Consider the following 19,658-nt stretch of genomic DNA (forward strand, 5'->3'; position numbering starts at 1 on the left):
CGGATTTATTCCGTACTACTTCATACTAATACTTTTGTATCGATATTGCAATATCGGTTCAACCAAAAAATAGGCAATTTATTTTGGCAATTCGCCAAAGAAACAGACCGCCCCGTGGAGGGCGGTCTGAAACTGTAGGAAAGGCATCTGCAACAGGGCAGGAACAGGGAAAAGGAACCCATCAGCGCGGATTGCAGCAAACTGGCAGTGCGATGGTTTTCAGTGGAATTCCAGGAGAGATCATGGAGTTTCGGCGATGCCCAATCCCAGATCGTTGAGCCGCTGCTGCTCCGCCTGCCGCAGCTGTTCCAGATAGACAGGGATCTGCTCCGCCGGTACCTGGGTTTCCGGATAGGCCTGGTTCAGCGATTCTACACGGATGGACGGCTGCTGGCCCTGCCGCAGCAATACATATCGGACACTGTCGCCGGGCCGGGTGTCCCATTCGGTCCAGCTGAATCCCACCAGTCCCGCCTCGTCTGCATCCCACAGATGTGTAATGGTGATGTCATGGCCTGTGTCGGCGCTTAGGGCTGTCTCCCAGACGCCCACGGGGGACCGGTACAAAATCTCATTGCCCGGATGCCGCTCCATCACCACACTGGCGCCCAGCGTGGCCGGATAGCCCAGGGTGTGGGTCAGCACATAGAGGCTGCCGTCGTCCAGGACCAGCAGATCGTCCACGGGCCGGTCCAGGAGACACTGCAGGACACCGTTCTCCACCCGGTACAGCCCCGCGCCGCCCCAGTAAAACCCTTCTGTCTCGTCAAAAACCGTCCGTTCCAGCAGCTGTTTCCCGCCGGTGACCGGGTCGGGGAATGGGCTGTCCTCTGCGTGGGGCAGCTCGAATCGGGCCAGGACCGTTCCCGACGGCATGGCAATCTGTTGCAGTACCGTTTCCTCCCCGACGGTTTGCTGGACGAGCACCGATTCCGGCAGAACATCGAACGGCTTCTGATCGTCCAGGAAGGAAAGCGCTGTGACGGCGGCGCCCTCCAAAAGCCAGCTACGGCTGGTTGCGCCGGCATGATCCTGGATGGTCAGCAGCACCCCGCCGTCCGTCGGTGCAAACACATAGAACGGAGACTCCAGAGTGGACCAGAGGGGTTCCAGCTCCAGGACGGACTGTACCGTTTGTCCGTCGAAATACAGCAGGCGTTCCGGTACGCCGTCGGCGCGGCGCAGCAGCAGATAGTCGCCGCTGTCCGCCGTACCGGCCCCATAGGCCACCGTCTGTCCATCCGTCAGCGGCAGCGGCACCGGTTGTCCCACCAATGCCAGCGTGTCACAGTCCATCGGACAGAGTTCCGTCTGCCCTGCGGTTTGCCGGGTGGCCAACAGATGGTCGTGGGGCGCATCCCCGGAGCCGTAAAGAAACTCCAGCCCGGTTTCAGAACTGGTATACGTCACACCGGCGGTGGTGCGGCACACGGCGTTGCCCTCAGCCATGGTGTAGACAGAATGGAATATGGACAGGGAGGGGGTCTGGAACTGTTCCGCCGTAAAGACGTTGTCCTGAATCAGGCGGGAGGCCAGGGTCTGGTTGCTGCTGGTGGTATTGTTCAACGCCAGAACGGAAAAGGTGACGGCGTCCCGCCGCAAAAATCCGGTCTGGTCCAGGGATTGCTGGAGGGGACGCAGAGAGACGGCCCAGCCGGTGTACCATGCGTCATCCGGTACGTTCGGACCGTACAGAGCCCGGGTCAGGAAAATCAAATACTGTTCCGCCGTAACGACATGGTCCGCGCCGTAGGCTGTGGCGGAGACGCCCCGGGCCAGGCCGTTGGTCCACAGCCAGCCCACATAGGGACTGGCCCACTGGGGAACGTCGGTGAAGGGATGGGAAGGGGACTGGGCCAGGGCTTCGTCCTCTTTTCCCAGGAGCCGCACCAGCATGACGGCGGCCTCGCTGCGGGTCATGGACCGGTCCAGGGCATAGCCCTCTGCGGTGCCGCGAAACAGTCCCAGGGCGTGGAGAAAGTCCGCCTGGTCCTGGGGATCGGTGTTCATCTGATCGAACAGCGGCCCCGCCTGCGGGTCCTGATTGGGCACCTGGCAGGCGGCGGCAGGGATGGTACAGGCCAGAAGCGCGGCCATCAACAGAGGCAGTTTGCGAATGTTCATGAAAACACATCCTTTCCAATGACGCTGTGGAATTGCTGTTTCAATGCACCCTCAGTATAGCACGCGTCCGGAAAAAGTACCAGATAGAGGAGGGCGATCCGCGAAAAAAACGGCAATCCCCCATGGAACCCGTCCGGCTCCATGGGGGGAGTTCCAATCAATTAAGTCATTTTTTCCTGCTTGACCTTGTGGTCGATGACGTGGCGGGAGGCCAGCTCCTTGTGGATGTCCTCCACGGAAATGCCCATCTGCACCATCAGCACCATGATATGGTAGCAGAGGTCGGCAATCTCATAGATGGTCTCCGGCTTGTCGTCGGCCTTGGCGGCGATGATGACTTCCGTACACTCCTCGCCCACCTTCTTGAGAATCTTGTCGATGCCTTTCTGGAACAGGTACGTCGTGTAGGAGCCCTCGGGCAGGTCGCGTTTCCGGCCCTGGAGCAGTTCGTACAGCTCTTGCAGGCTGAAAGCCGTCTGATCGGGGCTGACATACAGGGCGTTGTGGAAGCAGGATTCCGCGCCGGTGTGGCAGGCGGGGCCCTCCTTGTTGACCAGCACCGTCAGGGCGTCATAGTCGCAGTCGGCGGTGATGGATACAATGTGCTGGACGTTGCCCGACGTCTCGCCCTTGCGCCACAGCTCCTGCCGGGAGCGGCTCCAGAAACAGGTGCGGCCCTCTTTCATGGAGATCTCCAGGCTCTCGCGGTTCATATAGGCCACGGTCAGCACGTCCTTGGTGACGGCGTCCACGACAACGGCGGGAATCAAGCCCTTTTTGTCGAATTTCAGTTGATCGATGGTTACCATGTTCAGTTCCTCACAATCTGACAGGAATGTTGTGTTGGGCCAAAAGGGCCTTTAATTCTGGAATTTTGACCTCTCCAAAGTGGAAAATCGAGGCGGCCAGGCCTGCGTCCACCTGGGGGAGCGTTTCAAAGAGGGTGATGAAATCCTCCGCCTTGCCCGCGCCGCCGGAGGCGATGACAGGCACCGAGACAATCTCACTGACGGCCCGCAGCATCTCCAGGTCAAAGCCTGCCTTGACGCCGTCGGTGTCGATGGAGTTCAGGACGATTTCCCCGGCCCCGTGGTCTACGCCGAAGCGAATCCACTCCAACGCGTCCATACCCGTGGACTCCCGGCCGCCCTTGGCGAAGACTGTATACTTGCCGTCCACCCGCTTGGCGTCCACCGACAGCACCACGCACTGGTCGCCGTAGCGTTTGGCGGCGTCCTCGATGAGCTGGGGGCTGCGGATGGCCCCGGAGTTGACGCTGACCTTGTCGGCGCCGCACTGTAAGACCCGCTCGAAGTCGGCCACTTCGTTGATGCCGCCGCCTACGGTCAGGGGGATGAAGATGGTGGAGGCCACCTCCGTCAAAATGTCGGTGAACAGCGCCCGGCCTTCGGCGGAGGCTGTGATATCGTAGAATACCAGCTCGTCGGCCCCGTGGTCGGAGTAGTACCGGGCCAGCTCCACCGGGGAGTTCACGTCCCGGAGGCCCTGGAAATTGGTGCCTTTCACCACCCGGCCATCCCGGACGTCCAGGCAGGGGATGATGCGTTTTGTAATCACACCGCCGCCCCCTTTGTCAGGGCCACGGCTTTGGCCAAGTCGATGGCCCCGGTGTAGACGGCCTTGCCCAGAATGGCCCCGTAGAGGCCCATCTTCTGGAGGGCGGTGATATCGTCGAGAGAGCTGACGCCGCCGGAGGCCACAATGTTCAGGGACAGCGTCTCGGAAAGCTGTTTGTACAATTCCAGGTTGGTGCCGCCCAGGACGCCGTCCTTGGAAATGTCGGTGCAGATGATGGTTTTGACACCCAGGTTTTCCATGTCCCGGCAGAAGTCGAAGCACGTCCGGTCGGACAGCTCCGTCCATCCCTTGATGGCGACAAAGCCGTCCCGGACGTCCACGCCCACGGCGATTTTGTCGCCGTACCTGGCCACCATCTCCCCGACAAAGCCGGGCTGGGTGATGGCGGCGGTGCCGAGGATCACCCGGAGGACGCCGGCGTCCAGGTATTTTTTAATGACGTCTTCCGAGCGGATGCCGCCGCCGATCTCCACTTTTAGGCCCGACTGGGCCGCCACGGTGCGGACGGTGTCGAGGTTGGGCGTCTCGCCGGTCTTGGCCCCCTCCAGATCTACCATATGGAGGTATTCAGCCCCGGCGTCCCGGAACCGCTTCGCCACGGACAGGGGCTCCTTGTCGTAGACGGTCATCTGGTTGTAATCGCCCTGATAGAGCCGGACGGCCCAGCCCGTATACAGGTCGATGGCAGGGAACAGATTCATAGTCGTTTCCTCACAATTCGCAGAAGGATTTTAAAATGGTCAGGCCCACCGGGCCGCTTTTCTCCGGGTGGAACTGGCAGCCGTAGACGTTGTCCTTGCCCACGGCGGCGGTGACTGTGACGCCGTAGTCGGCGGTGGCCGTCACACAGGGACAGTTGGAGGCGTGGAAGCTGTGGACAAAATACACATAGTCGCCGGGACGAAGATCCCGGAAAATGGGGGAGCGGGGCTCGGAAAACTGGAGGGCGTTCCAACCCATGTGGGGCACCTTCAATCCGTCGGGGGGAGACAGGGGCACCACGTCGCCGGGAATCAGCCCCAGCCCTAAGTGCTCGCCGTACTCAAAGCCCCGCTCCAGCAGAAGCTGCATCCCCAGGCAGATGCCCAGCAGCGGTTTTCCGGCTTTGGCCTCCTCCACCACCACGGTATCCAGTCCTGTGGCCCGCAGCTTGGCGGCGGCATCTCCGAAAGCGCCCACGCCGGGGAGGATGATTTTATCGGCCCGGCGCAGTTGGTCGCCGTCGCCGGTGACGACGGCCTCGGCCCCTACGGCGGCCAGGGAACTGCGCAGGGAAAAGAGATTGCCCACGCCGTAATCCACAATGGCGATCATTTACAACACTCCTTTGGTGGAGGGGATTTCGTCGGCGCAGTCCGGGTCAATGGCCACGGCCCGCCGTAATACGCGGGCCAACGCCTTGAAGACGCCCTCGACGATGTGGTGGCTGTTTTTCCCGGCCAGCTGCCGGACATGGAGAGTGATTCCCGCTTCCCGGACGAAGGCCAGCAGAAATTCCTCCGCCAGCTCCGTGTCAAAGGTCCCGATCTTCTCTGCGGGAATGTCCAACTCGCAGCAGAGCATGGCCCGGCCCGAAACGTCCACAGCGCATTGAATCAGCGCCTCGTCCATGGGCAGTACGATGTCGGCATAGCGGTAGATGCCCCGGCGGTCGCCCAGGGCCTGCCGGAACGCCATGCCCAGAGTGATGCCGATGTCCTCGACGCTGTGGTGGTCGTCCACCTGGGTGTCGCCGTTGCAGACGATGTCCAGATCAAAGCGTCCATGCTTGGCAAACAGCGTCAGCATGTGCTCCAGAAAGCCCACGCCCAGCTGAAGGCGGCTGTCGCCAACGCCGTCCAGATTCAAAGTCAGAGTGATATCGGTTTCGCCCGTCTTACGGGCCAAAGATGCTTGTCTCATATGGTTTAAGTCTCCTTGTGATGTACGGGCCTTTGGTCCCATGGCGCAACAATGCGAAGCATGGATTCAGAGCCTTACGGCACAAATTCTGTGGCACCGCACCAAACCACGATCAAAAATCTAAACGATAAAAGTTTACTCGATTTTTTCAAAAATCGCAGGGGTCCAGGGGGCAGCGCCCCCGGTCGCCCGTCGCAACGGGCGAAACGCTCTTACCGCACCAGTTCTTTCACCACGGCCACCAGTTTTTCCATCTGCTCTTTCGAGCCGATGGTGATGCGGACCCAGTCGGCAATCAGGGGGTCGGAGAAGTGGCGCACCAGGATGCCACGGTCCTTCAGCTTCCGGTACAGGGTTTCGCCGTCCATGGCGTCGGTCCGGGCCAGCAGGAAATTGGCGCGGGAGTCGGTGCAGGTGAAGCCCAGGGCCGTCAGGGCGTCGCGGGTATATTGACGGGTGTCCATGACGCGGCGGCAGTTGTCGTCGTAGTAGGACTGTTCCGACAGGGCGGCCACGCCGGCCAGCTGGGTCAGGCGGTTCAGGTTATAGGGGTTGGTGGAGTATTTCAGCTTGTTCAGGTCGGCAATCAGCCCTTTGGGGCCGATGGCGAAGCCCAGGCGGGCGCCCGCCATGGAGCGGGACTTCGAGAAGGTCTGCACCACCAGGAGATTGTCGTATTTTTGCGTCAGGGGGACGGCGGATTCGCCGCCGAAATCCACATAGGCCTCGTCGATGACCACCACCTGGTCGGGGTTGGAGCGGACGATGCGCTCGATTTCCGTCAGGGGCAGGGCGATGCCGGTCTGGGCGTTGGGGTTGGCCAGGACCACGGCACACCCGGCGTTGTAGTAGTCGCCGGGGTCGATGGAGAAGTCGGGCCGCAGGGCGGGCGTCTCGTAGGCGACGCCGTGGAGGGCGGCATAGACCTGGTAAAACCCGTAGGTGACCTCGGGGAATTTCACACCGCCGTCGCAGAAGGCCATGAAGGCAAAGTTTAAGATGTCGTCGGAACCGTTGGAGAGGAACACATTTTCCGGGCCCACGCCGTACTGGGCGGCCAGGGCGTTGGTCAACGCCTTGGCGTCCGGGTCGGAATAGAGATTCAACTGGGACACCGCCGCCGTATCGACGGCGGCCAGGACGGCGGGGGAGGGGGGATAGGGGGATTCGTTGGTGTTCAGTTTGATGTACTGCTTGTCCTGGGGCTGTTCGCCGGGGACGTACTCGGTAAGGCCCGCGTAGCGGGACGAAAGGAACCGGCTCATCTCTTAAAATCCCTCCCCGGCAAAGCGAATCTGCACCGACCGGCCATGGCCCCGCAGGCCCTCGCTCTCGGCAAAGGCGGCAATGTCCCCGGCCACGGCCTCCAGGGCGTCGGCGGTATAGTAGGTAAAGGAGGATTTCTTGATGAAATAGTCCACGGACAGGGGACTGGAGAACCGGGCGGTGCCCATGGTGGGCAGGGTGTGATTGGGTCCGGCCCAGTAGTCGCCCAGGGCTTCGGGGCAGTACTTGCCCAGGAAGATGGACCCGGCGTTGCGGACCTTAGACAGGTGGTCAAAGGGGTTGTCCACGGCCAGCTCCAGGTGCTCCGGGGCGATCTCGTTGGCGATGTCGATGGCCTGGTCCAGGGACTGGGCCACGATGAGTTTGCCGTTGTTCTCGATGGAGGCCCGGGCGATTTCCTCCCGGGGCAGCAGCTTCAGCTGCCGCTCCACCTCCGCCGCCACGGCCTCGGCCAGGGGGCGGCTGTCGGTGACCAGCACCGCCGAGGCCAGCTTGTCGTGCTCGGCCTGGGACAACAGGTCGGCGGCCAGGTGGGCGGGGTTGTTGGTGCCGTCGGCCACCACCAGAATCTCGCTGGGCCCGGCGATCATGTCGATGGACACCTGGCCGAAGACCTGGCGTTTCGCCTCGGCCACATAGGCGTTGCCGGGGCCGACGATCTTATCGACCCGGGGCACCGACTCGGTGCCGTAGGCCAGGGCCGCCACGGCCTGGGCGCCGCCCAGCTTGAAAATCCGGTTGACCCCGGCGATTTTCGCCGCGGCCAGAATGGCCGGGTTCAGACTGCCGCCGTTGGCAGGCGTCACCATAATGCGCTCGGGCACCCCGGCGATCTTGGCGGGGATGGCGTTCATCAGCACCGACGAGGGATAGCAGGCCGTGCCGCCGGGGATGTAGAGGCCCACCCGCTGTAGCGGCGTGATCTTCTGGCCCAGGACCATGCCGGGCCGGTCCGTGAGGACAAAGTCCGTGCGGACCTGGCGGCGGTGGAACGCCTCGATATTTTTGGCGGACTGCTCCAAAACAGCCAGCAGTTTTTTGTCCACTTTGCTGATTGCCGCGTCCCATTCCTCGGGCGTCACTTCCAGGGCCGTGAGGTCGGCCCGGTCAAAGCGGCGGCAGTAGTCGTAGAGGGCCGCGTCGCCCCGGTTCCGCACGTCGGCCAGAATGTCCCGCACCACGGCGGTCACGTCCACCTCCGGCTCCACCCGGGCGAAGATCTCCTCGTTGGAGACCTGGCCGTATTCATAAATGCGCATCATTTCTGTTCTTCCTCCCGCTGAGCCACCCGCTGGGCCACGGCGTCGCCCATGGCGCGGATGGCCTCTGTCTGAAACTGGTAGCTGGATTTGTTGGCGATGAGCCGGGCGCTGATGGGCACAATCGTTTCCAACGCGTCCAGATCGTTTTCCCGCAGGGTGGCGCCCGTCTCCACAATGTCCACAATCACGTCGGACAGGCCCAGAATCGGGGCCAGCTCAATGGAGCCGTTGAGCTTGATGATATCAATTTCCCGGCTGCGTCCGGCGTAGTAATCCCGGGCGATGTGGGGGAATTTCGTGGCCACCCGCAGGGTTTTCTCCGGGTCGTCCCGGAAGGTCTTGGGGCCTGCCACGCACATGCGGCACTTGCCCATGTGCAAATCAAGCAGTTCATAGACGTCGGGCCGGTACTCCAGCAGAATGTCCTTGCCCACGACGCCCACGTCCGCCGCGCCCCGCTCCACATAGATGGCCACATCGCTGGGCTTGACCCAGAAGTAGCGGACGCCGGATTCCTCGTTCTCAAAAATCAGCCGCCGCCCCGGGTCGTGGATGGCGGGGCAGGGATACCCGGCCGACTCCAGGATGGCAAGGACTTTTTCGCCCAAACGGCCCTTGGGCAGGGCCACGTTAATCATCGGTTGCAAGAATCTCCAACCTCCCGTTCTTCAATTGCAGCACCTGGCCGCAGGCCAGGGCGTCGTCCCGGCACCGCTGGGCCCGGACCGTCTTTCCATTGGAGCGCAGCAGCTTCACGGCCTGCAATACCTGCCGGGGGTCCTCGTCCTCGTCATAGAGGAGCAGGGCGTCCACGGTGCGGGCGGCGGGTTTTCCCAGCCGCTCCAGCTGGTCCAGATACACGGCAAAGCCGATGGCCCCGCTGTGCTTGCCCAGCCGCTCCATGAGCTTATCGTACCGGCCGCCGGACAGCACCCGGCCCGGGGCCCCGTCCACATAGCCCTGGAACACCACGCCGCTGTAGTAGTCCAGGTCCCCCGTGAGGGAGAAGTCCAGGGCCACGCGGCCCGCCACGCCCCAGTCGGCCAGCAGGTCGGCCATGGCCTCCAGCTCCCGGACGTAGGGTTCCACGCCGGGGAAGGCCCGCAGCCGGGGCAGGACGGTTTCAAACTGGCCGTGGAGCTCCGTCAGCTCCAGCAGGCGGCGGGTCCCCTCGTCGGATACGCCGCCCTCGGCGCAGGCCTGAGCCAGCTCATGGCGGCTCTTGCGGGCCATGCACCGCAGAATGGCGGCCCGGGTGGTTTCGTCCGCCGTCAGACCGTCCAGCACCGTTTCCAGAAGCCCCAAGTGGGTCAGGTTCAGGACGCAGTGGTCGGAGATAGTCTCCAGGCTGCGGACCGCCAGCATCAGGACTTCGCAGACCGTGTAGAGGTCCAGACGGCCCAGACACTCCAGGCCGGCCTGCTGGATTTCCCGGAAGGTCCCGCTGCCGCCGGGGCGGTAGACCGTCTCATGGTAGCAGAGTTTTTGGAGGCAGGCGTCGCCGTCCTTGGCGTTTTTGATGATGGACAGGGTCACGTCGGGCTTGAGGGCCATGAGCCGTCCGTCGGTGTCGGTGAACGTCAGCACAGAGTCGCTGACGAGAAAGCGCTTGTTGCGGGCATACAGGTCGTATTCTTCAAATTTGCTGACCTTGTACTGCCGGTAGCCGTGCTGGCCGTAGAGACGGCGCAGCGCCAGACTGGTGCGTTCGTCGGGCCGCAGGGCCGATTCCAGGGATTCCATGGGGATTCCTCCTTGCACTGTGGTGGGGGTAGTTCAGTGAGGGTATCATATCACAGGAAACGCTCTTAGTCAATTAGCGATTTACCGAAATAGAATAAATAACACGGAATATTTACAACGGAGCCGTTGTGTGATACCATGGGAAAAACCCTCCGGGGAAAGGAGTCGAATCCATGCTGAGAATCGAGCATCTGACCAAAACCTACGGCGATAAAACCGCCGTGGATGATCTGTCCCTCCACATCCGGCGCGGCGAAATCTACGGCTTCATCGGCCACAACGGCGCGGGAAAAACCACCACCATCAAGTCCTGCTGCGGCATTTTGCAGTTTGACCGGGGCGAAATCTATGTGGACGGCGTGTCCGTGAAAGAAAATCCCCTGGCCTGCAAGCAGAAAATTGCCTACATCCCCGACAATCCGGACCTGTACGACTATATGAGCGGTATCCAATTTCTCAATTTCATTGCCGATATTTTCGGCGTGCCGCAGAAGGAGCGACAGGAGCGTGTCCGCCGCTACGCCGACGCCTTCGAGCTCACCGGCGATCTGGCCCAGCCCATCAGCGCGTATTCCCATGGCATGAAACAGAAATTGGCCATCATCTCGGCCCTGATCCACGAGCCTCAGCTGGTGATTCTGGACGAACCCTTTGTGGGGCTGGACCCCAAGGCGACCCACCAGGTCAAAGAGCTGATGCGTGACATCTGCCGCCGGGGCGGCGCCATTTTCTTCTCTACCCATGTCCTGGATGTGGCGGAGCGGCTCTGTGATAAGGTTGCCATCATCCACAAGGGAAAACTCCTGCGTTCCGGCACCATGGAGGAGGTCAAGGGTGATGACTCCCTGGAGACGGTGTTCCTGGAATTGGAGGGGGAGAGCCATGGTTAAAGCGCTTCTCCGCGCCCGGTTTTTACAGCTGTTCCGCACCTTGCTCCGCAGCGGACGCAAGGGTAAGCAGCGGACCGGCGGCAGTCTCATCTTATACGCCCTCCTGATGCTCTATGTGCTGGGCGTCTTCTGCTGGTTGTTCGGCTCCATGGCCGACACCCTCTGCATGCCCCTGTACCAGCTGGAGCTGGACTGGCTCTACTTTGCGCTTATGGCCATCACCGCTGTGGCGCTGGGCGTAGTGGGCAGCATCTTTTCCACCAAAAGCCAGCTCTTTGAGGCCAAGGACAACGAAATGCTTCTGGCCATGCCCATCCCGCCCAAGTGGATTTTACTGAGCCGTATGGTGGTGCTCTACGTCCAGGCGTTGTTCCTGGTGCTGGTGGTCATGGTCCCGGCCGCTGTTATTTGGCAGGTGCAGATCGGCCTAGCCCCGCTGGGTTTGGTGTTCCTGCTTTTGACCCTGCCGTTGCTGCCCTTGCTCTCTCTGGTGCTGTCCTGTCTCCTGGGATGGCTGGTGGCATTGCTGACGGCCCGCATGGCAAAGAAAAATATTGCCACGGTGCTTCTGTCCCTGGCATTTATGGCCGCCTATTTCTACGGCTATACCCAGATCAATGAGCTGCTTCAGATGCTGCTGGCCAACGGTGAATCCGTGGCAGGAACAGTCCAGAAGGCCCTTTATCCCTTCTATCAGCTGGGACTGGGCTGTTTGGGCAGCCCATTGGGCTTCCTGCTCTTTGCCCTCTGTGCCCTGGCGTCCTTTGCCGTCGTCTACGCACTCCTGAGCCGCAGCTTTGCATCTATCGTCATCACGCACCGGAGCGGAAAGAAAATTCGCTACCGGGAAAAGCCCCTCAAGGTGTCCTCCGTCGACCGGGCGCTGCTGCGGCGGGAGCTGAAACGGCTGTGGAACACCCCCAGCTATCTCCTCAACGGCTGTCTGGGCTCGCTGCTCCTGGTGGCTGGCTCCATCTATCTGGCGGTGCAGCAGCCCGTGGTGGCGGACCTGTTGGACTACCTGCCCCAGATGCGCCCTGTGGGCGTGGCCGTGGGCGTCGCCGCCGTGGCCTTCCTGGTGACCGTCGATTATCTGACCTGTTCCGCCGTCTCGCTGGACGGCAAGACCCTCTGGCTGGCCCAGTCCCTGCCCATCACCCCCTGGCAGGGCCTCCGGGCCAAACTGCGCATGGGCTGCTGGATTACCATGCCCCCTGTGCTCCTGGCCTGCGTCGTCCTGACCTGGGCCATCAGCCCCGGCCTGTGGGATGCTGTCCTACTTTTTGCTTTGTGCCTGGCCTACTGCCTGTTCCACAACCTGCTGGGCCTGGTGCTCAATCTGCTGATGCCCCGTTTGGACTGGGAGAGCGAGGCCTACGCCATCAAAAACAGCGGCAGCGTCATGGCCGCCGGCTTCGGAGAGATGGCCCTGATTCTGTGCCTGGGCTTCCTGACCTACTTCCTCTGGGACTTCTGCGGTGTGCAGTCTGTCCTCACCGTCTACCTCCTGCTGCTGGCCGCAGCCGACGGGCTGCTGTACCGGTGGCTCCGAACCAAGGGGGCCAAGCGGTTTTCCACCCTGTCATAAGGAGGGATTGCGTTGATCCGAACCAACTATCACAGTCATACCACCTGCTGCGACGGCAGAAATACCGCGGAAGAAATGGCGGCAGCTGCCTGGAACGCGGGGCTGCTGGCCTACGGCTTTTCCGGACACTGTTATGCGCAGCACAATCTGGACTTCTGCATGACGCCGGAGAGTACCCGGCAGTACGTGGCCGCCGTCCATACCTTGCAGGAGAACTACCGGGGCCGCATGGAGATTTATCTGGGTGTGGAGGCGGAGCTTCATGGAGAAGCGCCGACCTTCGACCGGGACTACACCATCGGCTCGGCCCATGAGGTTCCTGTGGACGGGGGATATCTCAGCGTGGACCACACAGAAGAAATTCTCCGGCGTGGCGTGGCGGAGCACTTCGGAGGCGACTGGTACGCCATGACCCGCCGCTACTTCACAGAGATGGCACGGATTTTGGACGTGACCGGCTGCGACTTCATCGGTCACTATGACTTGCCCACCAAATTCAATGAGGCGGGACGGTGTTTTGACGAAAGCGACCGCCGGTACCGGGACACAGCCCTGGAAGTCCTGGAGCACCTGTGCCGTCAGGGCGGTGTGTTTGAGATCAACACCGGGGCTATGAGCCGGGGATACCGGACAGCGCCCTATCCGTCGGAACCGCTGCTGCGGGCCATTCAAGCGTTTGGCGGTGCCATTGTGATTTCCAGCGATGCCCACAGCGCCGACGCCATCACGGCCTATTTCGATCAGGCAGCCCAGTTGGCCCTCCACTGTGGGTTCCGGACCCACCGGGTGCTGCTGGGGGGGCGGTGGCAGGAGGTAGCCATTGAACCATAAAAGACCGGTATCCGGGAGGTGGAAGCAGTGAAGAAGAAAACCGGAAATCTGCTCTTTCTGGCGGCGGTGTTCCTGCTGACCCTTTGGAGCGTTTTCCACGGTCAAAACTTACGGGCGGTGCTCCAGGATTTAGCCCGGGCCGATTGGCGCTGTGTGGCGGCGGGCGTCCTCTGTGTGGTGGGGTTTATCCTGGGAGAATCCCTCGTCATCGGCTACCTGCTCCGCCAGCTGGGTGTGACGGTCAAACCGAGCCACTGCTGCCTTTACTCCTTTATCGGCTTTTTTTACAGCTGCATCACCCCGTCGGCCTCCGGCGGCCAGCCCATGCAGATTGTGGCCATGCGGAAGGACCGGATTCCTGTGGCTGTGTCGGCGGTGGTTCTGGCCATTGTCACCATCACCTATAAATTGGTACTGGTGATTCTCGGCGGCGCTGTCATGCTGCTGCGGCCCCCACGGTTCATGGCGTTTCTGGCGCCGGCGGAACCGGTGATTTACCTGGGTATGGGTCTCAATGTGGTCTGCATCACCGTCTTGCTGCTGCTGGTGTTCCATCCAACGGCGGCGGAGGGGCTGGCCCGCCGGGCCCTGGCCCTGGTCCACCGCATCCGGCCCTTTCGCTCGTTGGAACAGCGTCAGGAACAGCTCCACCAGATGGTGGAACAGTACCGGGGCGCGGCATCCTTTTACCGGACCCACCGGGGCGTCATTGTTCGGGTGTTTGCCATCACCTTTGTGCAGCGGTGCCTGCTGTTCCTTGTTACATGGTTTACATACCGGGCCTTTGCCCTGTCTCAGCAGCCTCTGTCGGTGGTGACGACGCTCCAGGCCATGATCTCCGTGGCCGCCGATATGCTGCCCCTGCCCGGCGGCATGGGCGTCAGTGAAAACCTGTTTCTCACCCTGTTTGAACCGGTGTTCGGGCCGGACCTGGTGCTGCCGGCCATGGTCATCAGCCGGGGCATCAGCTATTACACCCAACTGCTCCTCAGCGCGGTCATGACCCTGGCCGCCTCGTTCCTGCTGCGGGAGCCCCAAGAGAAAGGAACGTGATCCATGAAGTTTCTGGGCGTCTATGATTACACGGTCATTCTGACCTATGTGGGGCTGGTGTCGTCGGTGATCGGCATGACCCAGGCCATCCACGGCGATTACAAGGCCGCCGTGTTCTGTCTGGCCTTTTCCGGCGTCTGCGACGCCTTCGACGGCCGCATTGCCCGGACCAAAAAGGACCGGACCAATCGGGAGAAGAACTTCGGTATCCAGCTGGATTCCCTCTGCGATGTGGTGTGCTTTGGATTGTTCCCGGCGTTTATCTGCTATCTGCTGGGGGTCCGCGGTGTTTTGGGCTTGATTCTGGTGTGCTTTTACTGCCTCTGCGCCGTGATCCGCCTGTCCTTCTTCAATGTGCTGGAAACAGAGCGGCAGCAGTCCGAGGGCGTCTGCAACAAGACGTACCACGGTCTGCCCGTCACCTCCATGGCGTTTCTGCTGCCCATGACCTTCTGGCTGCAATTTGTCGTGTCACAACTGACGTTTCTCGTGCTGCTTCATGTGCTGCTGGGCGTGGTGGGCCTGCTGTTCATTCTGGACTTTCCGCTGAAAAAGCCGGGCCTGAAAACCATCCTGGCCCTGGTGGCGGTGGTGGCCGTTACCGTAAGCATCATCTATGCCCGAACCCGGTTCCGCCTGCCCCATCCAGCCGACGAGTCCAACCCCGTGGTGGAGGAGATCATCGATGAGATCCAGGAGCACACCTGAGCCGTCCCGGAGTCTGCGGTTCCTCTACGGTACCGCTGTGGGGCGGCTGCTGCTGAAGCCCCTGGTGCAGCCGGGCCTGTCGCGGGCCGCCGGATGGCTGCTGTCTCAACGGGTTTCCCGCTGTCTGATCGACCCCTTTGTCCGGCGCAGCGGCATCGAACTGGGAGACTATCTGCCCGAGGAGTACGGCAGCTACAACGAATTTTTCTGCCGTCGCATCCGTCCGGAACTGCGGCCCCTGAGCGATGCGGCCCTGGTCAGCCCTTGCGATGGCCGCGCCTCGGCCTATCCCATCACCGGGGACCTCCGCTTTACGGTAAAGCATACCGTCTATACCGTTTCGACGCTGCTGCGGGATGAAGCGTTGGCCCGGCGGTTTGCAGGCGGAACGGCGCTGATTCTCCGATTGGCTGTGGACGATTACCACCGTTATTGCTTTCCGGTGGACGGCACGGTGGGGGAGACGGGGACCATTCCAGGCCGATTCCATACGGTCCAGCCCGTAGCCAATGACCAGTATCCCATCTATAAGGAGAATGCCCGCCAGTATATGGTGCTCCACAGTGAGAAGCTGGGAGACCTGGCCATGGTGGAGGTTGGGGCGCTGCTGGTGGGCCGCATCGTGAACCATCCGGTCACAGGGACGGTACGACGGGGACAGGAAAAGGGCTATTTCCAGTTCGGCGGCTCCACGATTGTGCTTCTGCTTCCGGAGAACGTCACCCTGCCTCAGGAATTTTTCCGCAATACCGAACAGGGCTGGGAAACCCGGATTTACTGGGGAGAAAGCCTGCTGGATTGAATGAAAATCCATAGAAAGAACCGCTGTCCGGCTAAGGACGGCGGTTCTTTGTCCATACCACATTGCATATTATCAGGAGCAGATTGGGGCATGGAATCCGAGTTGATTTACGACTATGCTGAATATTACGATGTCTGGACGGCGATGGCTACGAGTGGGAGCAGCTGAGAGACATGTATCACTGCGCTGTGCGAAAAACTGCACAACGGAAAATCTCCCTTGACAAAGCAGAACGGCTATGGTATTATGCGGTTAGAAACAACTAACCTCCAATGTGGAGGTATTTTTAAAGGGATGTAGTTAGAATAAACTAACTAGAAAAGGAGGCATCTATGTCGGAACAACTGCTGGTGCAGCACTGTTCGCCAACGCTGGCGGGATTGAAAACGGGCAGTCTCTTTACCTGTGTCTGCGGCGACGGCGAGGCGATGGGGGAGACGGTGGCCCGATGGAACCGACGGCTGGCAGGGAAGGGACTGCGGTTGACGCTGCTGCGCCGTCGAAACGGACGGGCGCTCCTGTATCTGTTTCGGCCCGAGCGGCTCCAGCGGGACTTGTGCCGGGATGCGGCGGCGGCGCTGCTGCGGCCCCGGGGCTATGACAGCGACAGTGCCGAAGCGTGCCTGACCCATCTCCGGCGGCGGCTGGCAGGCAGCGTGGAATTCCCCCATGAAATTGGGTTGTTTCTGGGATATCCCCCGGAGGACGTCCGGGGATTTCTTGATGGCCGCACCGACTGCACCTGTGTCGGCTGCTGGAAGGTTTACGGCGATGCCCGGGCGGCGGAGAAGCTTTTTGACCGCTACCGGAAGTGTACCCAGGTGTACTGCCGCCAGTTGGCCGGCGGCAAATCAATTGAACGTCTGGCTGTGGCCGGATCATAAACGTGTCATCCCATCCATATGATGATAGAAAGGTTGGAATACAAATGAGCAAGATCGCAGTGGTTTATTGGAGTGGAACAGGCAATACGGAAGCCATGGCGGCGGCGGTGGCCCAGGGTGTCAGCGATGCCGGCGGCGAAGCCGTGGTGAAGACCGCGGCGGAGTTTACGGCGGAAACGCTGGACCAGTTCGACGCAGTCGCCTTCGGCTGCCCGTCCATGGGCGCCGAGGAATTGGAGGAGACGGAGTTCGCGCCCATGTTTGAACGCTGCCGCGGCGGCATCCGGGGGAAGCGGTTGGGGCTCTTCGGCTCCTACGGCTGGGGCGACGGCGAGTGGATGCGCAACTGGCAGGAGCAGGTCCGCGCAGACGGCGCCGACTTGGTGTCCGACGGCGTCATCTGCAACGAGGCCCCCGACGATGAGGCCGTGACCGCCTGCCAGGCGCTGGGCCGGACGCTGGCATCCTAAACAACGCACCAATGGCATAACGGAACGGGCGTACCGCAGGAATCGGCGGTACGCCCGCTTTTTCGGCAACACTGTGCGCACAGCATAGACAGGGACTTGCAAAAAGAAATGGAAAGGACAGGGATTCCGTATGCCATTTTCGGTAAAAGTGCATAGAAGTCCGCTTTCTGTGTATAATTGCTTGACGAATCTCTTAAAAAAACGTATGATGGTAAAAGAGATTGCATAAAACTTCCATGGGCGTCGGGAGGTGGACACAGTGACGGAGACAGCTATGAAGCACAAGCTCCACAGACTGACCCTGGGCGTTATAATCGTGGTTTTGGCGCTCTGCGTGGCGTCGGGCGGCGTGCTGTACTATCTGTATCAGTCTATGCAGGAGTCGACCCAGATGCAGCTGCAGGCAGAGACGCAGGAGTATAAAAAACGAATTCTCAAGCAGATCGATTACAACTTCCAGTGTTTGCGGACGGCGGCCTCCATTCTGTCCTATGAGGATCTGGAGGACCGGGAGCGGCTGCATACGGTATTGCAGGCGGCCAACGGCAGCAATGATTTTGTAAACATGGCGTTGTTCACCCAGGACCGTATGGGGGTGATGACGCGGAGCGATGTGGATAATCCGCAATCGTTCCCACTGGTGCAGTGCCAGACGGATGTGATCGACACGGTGGAATCGGCGTTTGAGGGAAAGGAGAGCATTTCACGGCTTTTTTCCAGCGCCGACTTCAGGACAGCAGCCAACAATGAAAAGCTGTGTGTGTACAGTGTGCCGGTGTATAAAGGCGGATCGGTGGCAGGCGTTCTGGCGGCCTGCGACAACATCGGTATTTTTGAGGAAATACTCAGCGGCGATACGGTACTGGGCAGTAAGCGATATCTCCATTTGCTCAATGACCAGGGAGAGTTTCTCATCCGCTCGGCGTATTCCGTCATTAAGGAACAGCCGGAGACGCTGCTTGATGACTCCTTTATGCCGGAAGAGGCCCAGGAGGCGGCGCGAAGGGCATTTGCCAATCAGGAGAGTGCCTCCTCGTCCTTTGTCTATGAGGGCAACCGGTATCAGTTTTATATTGAACCGGTGGGCATCAACAACTGGTATCTCTACTGCGCCGATACGGATATGAGTACCTCCCAGTATATGGGCCATATTCTGCTGGTGGCGGCGGTGGCGCTGTCTCTGGTGGTGCTGGTGGCGGTAGCCATCCTGTACCTGGGCTATATGGCATTCCGGCGCAACAGTGCGGCGCTGATGAAGCTGGCGTATTATGACCCGGTCACCGGCGCAGAGAACGCCGTCCGGTTTGAGCAGCGTCTGGAAGCCCGCAAGGCCCAGCATTTGCCTTATGGCATTGTGGCCGTCAATATCCACCGGTTCAAGTTTATCAATGAGCTCCACGGCTCCGCCGGCGGCGATCAGGTCCTGCGGGATTTGAAGACTGCCATTGAAGAGCAGATGCGTCCGGGAGAATTTTTCTGTCGTGATGCGGCGGACCTGTTCTATATTCTGATGGAAGATACGGACAAAGCGGTTCTGCGAGAGCGGGTGGAACGGCTCACCGCCGCCGTCCGCACATCGTGGCAGAAGCACTACGGCGGCGGTTTGGCTCTGTACTGCGGTGTGGCCGTGGGAGGCGACCGGGTTCAGGCGCTGCTGGCAATGCAGAGCATTCAGGCTTCCATGCAGACGGAGATTTCCTTCTACGATGCCAAGGTCCACGCAGAGGAACGGCGCAAGTGTCAGATTGAAAACACCATGAAGATTGCTCTGGAACAGGAGGAATACGAGCTGTTTTTGCAGCCTAAGTTCCGGCTGGACACCGGCGCCCTGGCCGGTGCAGAGGCGTTGGTCCGGTGGCGCAAGCACGACGGCACCTACCGGTATCCCAACGAGTTTATTCCCCTGTTTGAAGAAAACGGATTCTGTACGCAGCTGGACCTCTACATGATGGATCAGGTGTGCCGCCAGCTGCGGCGGTGGATGGATGCGGGCCGGGTACCGATTCCCATTTCGGTCAACCAGACGCGGCTGCTGTTCTTCAGCGCGGGGTATGTGGAAAAACTCACCGCCATTGTCCGGAAATATGATGTGCCGCCCCGGTATGTGACGCTGGAGATTTTGGAAGGCGTGGCTACGGGCAACACGAAGGAGCTGAACGACGTCATCGATCAGCTCCATCAACAGGGCTTCCGGGTGTCCATGGACGACTTCGGCACGGGATATTCGTCCCTCAATGCGCTGTATCAGCTGAAAATCGATGAATTGAAGCTGGACCGGGGCTTTCTGGCCATGGCGGCCACCGAGGAGGACGCCGCCCGGCGGCGGGCGATTCTGGACCAGATCATCCAGTTTGCCCGGACTATGGGATTGGAAACGGTGGCCGAGGGTGTGGAAACGGCGGAGGACGAAGCCTTGCTGCGGGAGCTGCACTGTGACCTGGGACAGGGCTACTACTACAGTAAGCCCGTCGATGTGAAGACCTTTGATGAAACGTTTATGCAATAAAATAGGTTG

General features: G+C 60.7%; 19 protein-coding genes. 9 read left to right on the top strand and 10 right to left on the bottom strand.

Going from position 1 to position 19,658, the window contains the following annotated elements; translation table 11 throughout:
- Positions 1-240 precede the first annotated feature (240 nt).
- The 10 genes from ACTQ33_RS09535 to ACTQ33_RS09580 form a co-directional block, all read right to left on the bottom strand.
- Positions 241-2,124, bottom strand: coding sequence for a hypothetical protein (locus tag ACTQ33_RS09535; protein ID WP_441464217.1), 1,884 nt, complete (start codon positions 2,122-2,124; stop codon positions 241-243).
- Positions 2,125-2,285: 161 nt separating this feature from the next.
- The gene (gene hisIE, locus ACTQ33_RS09540) at positions 2,286-2,933 is read right to left on the bottom strand and encodes a bifunctional phosphoribosyl-AMP cyclohydrolase/phosphoribosyl-ATP diphosphatase HisIE (protein ID WP_441464219.1); all 648 of its coding nucleotides are present in this window, start codon (positions 2,931-2,933) and stop codon (positions 2,286-2,288) included.
- Positions 2,934-2,943: 10 nt separating this feature from the next.
- Positions 2,944-3,702: an imidazole glycerol phosphate synthase subunit HisF gene (gene hisF / locus ACTQ33_RS09545; protein WP_441464221.1), complete on the bottom strand. Its 759-nt coding sequence runs from the start codon at positions 3,700-3,702 to the stop codon at positions 2,944-2,946.
- Positions 3,699-4,424 carry a 1-(5-phosphoribosyl)-5-[(5-phosphoribosylamino)methylideneamino]imidazole-4-carboxamide isomerase gene (gene hisA / locus ACTQ33_RS09550; RefSeq protein ID WP_441464223.1) on the bottom strand — a complete coding sequence of 242 codons (726 nt, stop codon included), beginning with the start codon at positions 4,422-4,424 and terminating at the stop codon, positions 3,699-3,701. The genes hisF and hisA overlap by 4 nt, the downstream gene beginning before the upstream one ends.
- Before the next feature lie 10 nt (positions 4,425-4,434).
- The gene (hisH, locus tag ACTQ33_RS09555) at positions 4,435-5,037 is read right to left on the bottom strand and encodes an imidazole glycerol phosphate synthase subunit HisH (protein WP_441464225.1); all 603 of its coding nucleotides are present in this window, start codon (positions 5,035-5,037) and stop codon (positions 4,435-4,437) included.
- Complete coding sequence (gene hisB / locus ACTQ33_RS09560) at positions 5,038-5,625, bottom strand: imidazoleglycerol-phosphate dehydratase HisB (RefSeq protein WP_441464227.1); 588 nt, start codon at positions 5,623-5,625, stop codon at positions 5,038-5,040. It lies immediately after the preceding gene.
- Between the two features lie 212 nt (positions 5,626-5,837).
- Positions 5,838-6,890, bottom strand: coding sequence for a histidinol-phosphate transaminase (gene hisC / locus ACTQ33_RS09565; RefSeq protein ID WP_441464229.1), 1,053 nt, complete (start codon positions 6,888-6,890; stop codon positions 5,838-5,840).
- A 3-nt stretch (positions 6,891-6,893) separates the two neighbouring features.
- Positions 6,894-8,174 (bottom strand): histidinol dehydrogenase, encoded by a 1,281-nt coding sequence (gene hisD, locus ACTQ33_RS09570; RefSeq protein ID WP_441464231.1) that lies wholly within the window; start codon positions 8,172-8,174, stop codon positions 6,894-6,896.
- On the bottom strand, positions 8,171-8,812 hold the full coding sequence (hisG, locus tag ACTQ33_RS09575; protein WP_441464432.1) for an ATP phosphoribosyltransferase: 642 nt from the start codon (positions 8,810-8,812) through the stop codon (positions 8,171-8,173). The genes hisD and hisG overlap by 4 nt, the downstream gene beginning before the upstream one ends.
- On the bottom strand, positions 8,805-9,917 hold the full coding sequence (locus ACTQ33_RS09580) for an ATP phosphoribosyltransferase regulatory subunit (RefSeq protein ID WP_441464233.1): 1,113 nt from the start codon (positions 9,915-9,917) through the stop codon (positions 8,805-8,807). Before ACTQ33_RS09580 ends, hisG begins: the two co-directional genes overlap by 8 nt.
- A 173-nt stretch (positions 9,918-10,090) precedes the next feature.
- Between ACTQ33_RS09580 and ACTQ33_RS09585 the strand changes: the two genes are divergently transcribed.
- The 9 genes from ACTQ33_RS09585 (at position 10,091) to ACTQ33_RS09625 (ending at position 19,649) form a co-directional block, all read left to right on the top strand.
- On the top strand, positions 10,091-10,807 hold the full coding sequence (locus tag ACTQ33_RS09585; protein WP_441464235.1) for an ABC transporter ATP-binding protein: 717 nt from the start codon (positions 10,091-10,093) through the stop codon (positions 10,805-10,807).
- Positions 10,800-12,395, top strand: a complete 1,596-nt coding sequence (locus tag ACTQ33_RS09590; RefSeq protein ID WP_441464237.1) for a hypothetical protein — start codon at positions 10,800-10,802, stop codon at positions 12,393-12,395. Before ACTQ33_RS09585 ends, ACTQ33_RS09590 begins: the two co-directional genes overlap by 8 nt.
- Before the next feature lie 12 nt (positions 12,396-12,407).
- Positions 12,408-13,226, top strand: a complete 819-nt coding sequence (locus tag ACTQ33_RS09595; protein ID WP_441464239.1) for a histidinol-phosphatase HisJ family protein — start codon at positions 12,408-12,410, stop codon at positions 13,224-13,226.
- 27 nt (positions 13,227-13,253) lie between these two features.
- Complete coding sequence (locus tag ACTQ33_RS09600) at positions 13,254-14,279, top strand: lysylphosphatidylglycerol synthase transmembrane domain-containing protein (RefSeq protein ID WP_441464240.1); 1,026 nt, start codon at positions 13,254-13,256, stop codon at positions 14,277-14,279.
- 3 nt (positions 14,280-14,282) lie between these two features.
- Entirely contained in the window at positions 14,283-14,987 is a 705-nt protein-coding gene (locus ACTQ33_RS09605) for a CDP-alcohol phosphatidyltransferase family protein (RefSeq protein WP_441464242.1), read from the top strand.
- The gene (locus ACTQ33_RS09610; RefSeq protein WP_441464244.1) at positions 14,965-15,789 is read left to right on the top strand and encodes a phosphatidylserine decarboxylase; all 825 of its coding nucleotides are present in this window, start codon (positions 14,965-14,967) and stop codon (positions 15,787-15,789) included. The genes ACTQ33_RS09605 and ACTQ33_RS09610 overlap by 23 nt, the downstream gene beginning before the upstream one ends.
- A 332-nt stretch (positions 15,790-16,121) precedes the next feature.
- The gene (locus ACTQ33_RS09615; protein WP_441464246.1) at positions 16,122-16,673 is read left to right on the top strand and encodes a DUF3793 family protein; all 552 of its coding nucleotides are present in this window, start codon (positions 16,122-16,124) and stop codon (positions 16,671-16,673) included.
- A gap of 44 nt (positions 16,674-16,717) precedes the next feature.
- Positions 16,718-17,143 carry a flavodoxin gene (locus ACTQ33_RS09620; protein WP_441464247.1) on the top strand — a complete coding sequence of 142 codons (426 nt, stop codon included), beginning with the start codon at positions 16,718-16,720 and terminating at the stop codon, positions 17,141-17,143.
- A 259-nt stretch (positions 17,144-17,402) separates the two neighbouring features.
- On the top strand, positions 17,403-19,649 hold the full coding sequence (locus ACTQ33_RS09625; protein ID WP_441464248.1) for a bifunctional diguanylate cyclase/phosphodiesterase: 2,247 nt from the start codon (positions 17,403-17,405) through the stop codon (positions 19,647-19,649).
- The last annotated feature ends 9 nt before the right edge of the window (positions 19,650-19,658 follow it).

It is taken from the genome of Candidatus Avoscillospira sp. LCP25S3_F1, from assembly GCF_052117125.1.
In the GTDB taxonomy this organism is placed as follows: Bacteria; Bacillota; Clostridia; order Oscillospirales; family Oscillospiraceae; genus Avoscillospira_A.